Here is a 5,570-nt window from a genome sequence, read left to right as displayed (position 1 = left end):
CTAAGCTAATCTACCTGGAAGGAGCTAAGGAGCTCTAGAGATGGGATTTTTACCATATTAAACAAGCATGCAAAAAAGCCTGGACCAGCGTCCAGACTTTTTTACTTATTTCTTCTTGTGACGGGTAAAGAACAGCTTGATCGTGCCGCCAACTCCCAAGGCTTGCCGCATGTGGTCCGCCGGAACGTACTTCCGGATGGCCCGCAGGGTTTTCTTCGGGTCCTTAGTCGCAAAGATGAACTTGCCATCTTTCTTGGTTCTGATTTCAAAACGCGGGATATATTTGCCCTTGAAGTGAACGTCAGCTACGACATAAGTGACCTGATCCCAAGGAATTTGGACATAATCTTCGACATTCTTTTCGTTGTAAAATTCATAAGCTTCATCGCCGATCATGATCTTGCCGTAAACCGGCATGGTCCGAAACCAAGTTGCATTGGTTGCCAGATCGACTTCTTTATTCATTGATTGAGCCATGATTGATTTTTACATTAAGCCCCATACGTGGAAGAGGATACCAACAACGAAGATCCCCAAGATAATAACGATTGGTGAAACTTTCTTCTTCAAGAGCCACATGCAAAGGAAGGTAAGCAGCAAACCAGCCAAACCTGGGATCAAGCTGTCCAAGTTGTTTTGCAAGGTAGTAACCTTGTACTTAGACAGTGACAAGCCAGCAGCTTGTTGAGTCAAGGCTTCGCGGATACCAGCTGAACCTTTTGGCAGCTTGCTCCAGTCGATGTAACCACCAGATTGAACTGGCGTCTTGGAAACTTGAACAGTAAAGGTAATGCTTACCCAACGTTCGATCAAGGCACCCAGGACGAACATACCCATCATGGCAGCCCCACGAGTAACCTTCTTCAAAAGACCACCTGAAAGGTCGGCACTAATAGCGGCACCAGCCTTGTAGCCCAATTCTTGAGTGTACCACAAGAAGGCGATACGGATAACGTTCCACAAGACGAAGAACAAAATTGGCCCCATGATGTTGCCATCGATGGCCATTGATGCACCAAGGGCACCAAGGATAGGACGAACAGTGTACCAGAAGACTGGGTCACCGACACCGGCCAAAGGCCCCATCATACCAACCTTAACACCTTGGATGGCTTCGTCGTCAACTTCAACGCCATTGGCCTTGTCTTCTTCCAAGGCCAGGGTAACACCAATGATTGGTGAAGCCAAGTAAGGGTGAGTGTTAAAGAAGACCAAGTGACGTTGCAAAGCAGCAGCCATGTCTTCCTTCTTTGGGTACAGCTTTCTTAAAGCTGGGATCATACTGTAGGCCCAACCACCGTTCTGCATTCTTTCGTAGTTCCATGAACCCTGCAGAAGTTGTGAGTGCCACATAACATCCCAACGATCACGCTTTGATAAAGTTACTTTCTTTTCAGTCATGATTTTGTCTCTCCTTTCTGGCCTGATTTTTAATAGTCATCGATGATATCGCCAAGCGGGTCACCAGTACCTGCTGCAGCGCTATCGCCAGAACCCTTGCTTACGTTAGCTTCCAAAGCTAAGTACATCAGGGCAAGAGACAAACCAATTGCACCGAGGGCGATCAAAGTCAAGTCCTTAACGCCGGCCAAGGCAAAACCAATTGCGAAGAATGGCCAAACTTCACGGCTAGCCATCATGTTGATAACCATAGCGTAACCTACGGCAACAACCATACCACCACCGATGGTCATACCTTCTGAGAGCCATGCTGGCATTGAGTTCAAAGCGCTTTGAACGCTTGAGCTTGGAACGGCAAGCAACAAAGCTGCTGGGATGGCAATACGCAGACCTTGAAGGCAGACAGCGATCCATTGCCATACGTTGATCATTCTCCAGTTACCTTCTTCAGCGTGCTTGTCCATGATGTGAACAATGGCAGTTGAAATGGTACGAACGATCATGGTCAAGAACAAGCCGGCTACGGCCAAAGTGATGGCCAAACCAGTGGCAGTACCAATACCCTTGGTACCTTGGCCACCCTTGAACAAGATCAGGGCTGAGGCTACGGCTGCCAAAGCGGCGTCAGGTGCAACAGCGGCACCAATGTTAGCCCAACCCAAGGCGATCATTTGCAAAGAACCGCCGAGGATAATACCTAAAGTAAGATTGCCAGTAACTAAGCCAAGTAAAGTACAAGCAACTAATGGTTGGTGGAATTCCCATTCATCCAGGATACCTTCCATCCCGGCAAGGAAAGCTACCACAATCACCAAAATGACTTGAATAGCATTTAAGTTCATTTTTAACTCCTTTTCCCACTATTTCTTTTGTTCATCAAGCAGGCTTTGTGCCTTCTTCAGAATTGAGTCCATGTTTTCTGGGTTGTCTGAAGGAACCTTCCGAACGTCGAACTTGATGCCCATCTTTTCGAGTTCACGGAAAGTGTCGACATCAGTTTGGTCCATTGACAAAACAGTGTTGGCATTAACCTTGCCCTTGCTGTATGACATTGAGCCAACGTTCAAAGTCTTGATATCTACGCCGTTCTTGATCGTTGCCAGAGCGTCTTCTGGGTTTTCGAAAAGCAAGAAAGCGTGAGTAGTACCAAAACGTGGGTCCTCAGAAATTTCCTTCATCTTCTTCAGCGGAACCGTGTGAGCCACAGTGCCAGCTGGAGCAGCTTCGCGGATCATGCTCTTACGCAAGTTGTCCTTAGCAACCTTGTCAGAAACCACGATAACCCGGTCTGGGTGAAGTGATGGAATCCAACCCGTTGCCACTTGACCGTGAAGCAAACGTGAGTCAATTCTAGCACCAACGATCTTGATATGACCGTCGCCTAATACAGTACCTTCAGGAATAGCTTCCTTAGGTGCGTTTGACGCTTGTGGTTGAGCGGCCTTTTCTTCCTTAGGCATTAAGTCTTCAGGCTTGGTCTTGATACCATCCTTTGCTGGCTTAATGATCGCCGTAGCAATTTCCTTTGCCGTAGCCTTGTCATTGATCATTCTTTGAGTCAATGCTTCGACTACCATTGGCAAGTTCATGCCGGAAACGATTGCCCAATTGTCGTGACCATCGAGCAAACCGTTGGCTTGGTTGAAAGGCGTGCCACCCCACAAATCGACCAGGAACAAAACTTGATCTTGGTCAGCAAAAGAAGCAACAGCTTCATTCATCTTACCCTTAATATCATCTGGGCCTTCAGAAGGCTTCAGAATGACATGGGCAAAATTGTCTTGTGGGCCAAAGAGCATTTGTGCAGATTCAGCAATGCCGTCTGCAAAACCGCCATGGCTAGCTAAAACAATTCCTACCATGATATTTCCTCCTCAAAAACTTCGGTACATACCTATTATACTATATAAACCGCTTACGTAAAGGGCTAATTGAAACCTTTTTCAATTTTTGTTAAATTTATCTTGAGAAGTGAAAATCGTTCAAAAGAGTAAGTGTTTTTTAGAATTGTGTAAAAAAATAAGCACAGGATCAAATCGATCCTGTGCTTATTAATTCGTAGCGGAGTAGCAGAGATTCGAACTCTGGCGCCAGTTTCCCGACCTACACCCTTAGCAAGGGCGCCTCTTCAGCCACTTGAGTACTACTCCAAGTCATATGCATTAATATTAACAAATAAATTGCAGATGGTCAACACCTTTTGACAAGTTTTTCTTTTGTAATTTTGCTTGTCATTTCATCGCTTACTGAAAAGCTTATTGTGACTGAAATCACAGCGTTTTTTTAGTTATAGGAAAAGCAGCAATATTAAATTTTGCTGAGTCTTTGACTTGCACGCAGATTTTTTTAATGATATAGTGGTAAGCAATTCAGATTACCTGCAAGCAATCTTTAGTAGGCAGGCAGCTCAGAGTTCAGAAAACCGGCGGTTGATGCGAGCCGGGCAGGCTGCTGGTCCGAATTACGCGTTTGCACGCTCAAGCGGCGTTACTGCTAAAGAGGTGAACTGCGTTCACGAATTGCGGGTGGTACCACGTTTCTTGCGTCCCAGCTAGGCTTTGGCCTGGCTGGGACTTTTTGTTTTGGGAGAAAGCAATGAAAGATAAAATCAATTTTAAGGAAGCCGTTGTCATTTTAATTGGCATGCTTGGCGTTTTGGGAGTTGGCGTGATCGGCTTGGGCCTATCGCCCCAGCTGCCGGTTTTAACCGTGATCGGTCTTTTGATCTTTTGGCTGGAATTTCGCGGGCACTCTTTTGAAGAGATCATGAAGGGGATCACCGAAGGCATCTCGACTGCGATTGTGCCAATTTTTATCTTCTTATTAATCGGGAGCCTGATCGCCGTCTGGATCCAAGCCGGGATTATTCCTTCTTTGATGGTCGTGGGCTTCCACATGATCAGCGTCCACTTTTTCCTGCCATCGGTCTTCTTGGTCTGCTCCATGGTGGGCCTAGCCATCGGCTCCGGCTTTACCACCATTTCAACGGTCGGTATCGCCCTCTTCGGGATGGGCAACACGCTGGGGATCAACCCCGCTATTACCGCCGGCGCCATCATTTCTGGAGCCATCTTCGGCGACAAGATGTCTCCTTTGTCTGACTCCACCAACCTGGCCTCAGCCGTAGCCGAAAGCGACCTCTTTGATCATATCAAGAACATGATGTGGTCAACCATTCCGGCCTTCTCGGTCTCCCTCGTCCTCTTTTTCTTCCTGGGCCGAAGCAGCAAGGCCGCCTCTTTAGCCAACATCACGGCGGTGGAAAATGTGTTGACCAAAAACTTTTCCGTGTCTGCCTGGGCGGCTCTGCCAATCATCTTGATGTTTGTCTGCGCCTGGAAAAAGGTGCCTGCGATCGAGACGCTTTTTGCCAACATCTTCTTGTCAGTCGGAATGATTTTTATCCAAAAACCGGCAGGCTTCGGAGCCAGCAGCTTGGCCAGCCTGATCGAAAGCGGCTTTGTATCAAAGACCGGCAATAAGGCTGTCGACGCCCTCTTGACCCGGGGCGGGATCTCGTCGATGATGAGCACCGTTTCCTTGATCATCATGACCCTGGCTCTTGGCGGGATCTTGATGCACGTGGGCATTATCGAAAGCGCCATGAAGCCCTTGATCGACCACTTGAAAAAGCCGGGCAGTCTGATTACTGCCACTATCTTGGCGGGAATCGGCATCAACCTTTTCGTCGGCGAGCAGTACCTGTCAGTGATCCTGCCCGGCAACGCCTTTAAGTCTGCCTTCAAGAAGCTTCGCCTGTCGCCCCTGGCCCTCAGCCGGGTTCTGGAAGACGGCGGCAGCGTCATCAACTACCTGATTCCGTGGGGCGTGGCGGGGTCCTTCGCCGCCTCCACCCTGGGCGTGCCAGTCTTAGCCTTTTTCCCCTTCACCTTCTTTAGCCTCTTTTCACCAGTCTTCTCGATCTTGAGCGGCTTTTCCGGTGTTGGGCTGAAGTGGGACAAGTAGAAAACGCGGCTTGTGGCCGCGTTTTTTGTATGTGGGTTAAGGCGAGAATTTACTCAACTAAGCTGCTTTTTCTCATATTTCGCCTTAAAAATGACTCAACTAAAAGCCGATTTTTAATCTTTACTTTTTTCTTTACTCAACTAAACCAGTTATTCTCATTTTTGGCCCAGTTGTTTACTCAACTAGGGCTATTTTTTAATATT

The 5,570-nt window shown here is 47.6% G+C and carries 5 protein-coding genes and 1 tRNA gene; 1 reads left to right on the top strand and 5 read right to left on the bottom strand.

The genetic code is table 11. The annotated features are described in order from the left end of the window. Window positions 1–105 precede the first annotated feature (105 nt). The 5 genes from ACI4WN_RS08320 to ACI4WN_RS08300 form a co-directional block, all read right to left on the bottom strand. Window positions 106–477, bottom strand: coding sequence for a DUF956 family protein (locus tag ACI4WN_RS08320; RefSeq protein WP_008461266.1), 372 nt, complete (start codon window positions 475–477; stop codon window positions 106–108). A gap of 9 nt (window positions 478–486) precedes the next feature. Then, complete coding sequence (locus tag ACI4WN_RS08315) at window positions 487–1,401, bottom strand: PTS system mannose/fructose/sorbose family transporter subunit IID (protein WP_439777781.1); 915 nt, start codon at window positions 1,399–1,401, stop codon at window positions 487–489. A gap of 29 nt (window positions 1,402–1,430) precedes the next feature. After that, on the bottom strand, window positions 1,431–2,243 hold the full coding sequence (locus tag ACI4WN_RS08310; protein ID WP_439777780.1) for a PTS mannose/fructose/sorbose transporter subunit IIC: 813 nt from the start codon (window positions 2,241–2,243) through the stop codon (window positions 1,431–1,433). An 18-nt stretch (window positions 2,244–2,261) separates the two neighbouring features. Beyond that, window positions 2,262–3,263, bottom strand: a complete 1,002-nt coding sequence (locus tag ACI4WN_RS08305; RefSeq protein ID WP_439777779.1) for a PTS sugar transporter subunit IIB — start codon at window positions 3,261–3,263, stop codon at window positions 2,262–2,264. 200 nt (window positions 3,264–3,463) lie between these two features. Then, window positions 3,464–3,551, bottom strand: a tRNA-Ser gene (locus ACI4WN_RS08300). A gap of 445 nt (window positions 3,552–3,996) precedes the next feature. Here ACI4WN_RS08300 and nhaC point away from each other — a divergent pair. Then, window positions 3,997–5,367 (top strand): Na+/H+ antiporter NhaC, encoded by a 1,371-nt coding sequence (gene nhaC, locus ACI4WN_RS08295; protein WP_439777778.1) that lies wholly within the window; start codon window positions 3,997–3,999, stop codon window positions 5,365–5,367. The last annotated feature ends 203 nt before the right edge of the window (window positions 5,368–5,570 follow it).

It is taken from the genome of Lactobacillus sp. (genome assembly GCF_051893255.1).
Lineage (GTDB): Bacteria > Bacillota > Bacilli > Lactobacillales > Lactobacillaceae > Lactobacillus.
The sequence above is the reverse complement of the archived record's forward strand: the minus strand, read 5'-3'. Positions and strand labels throughout refer to the sequence as shown.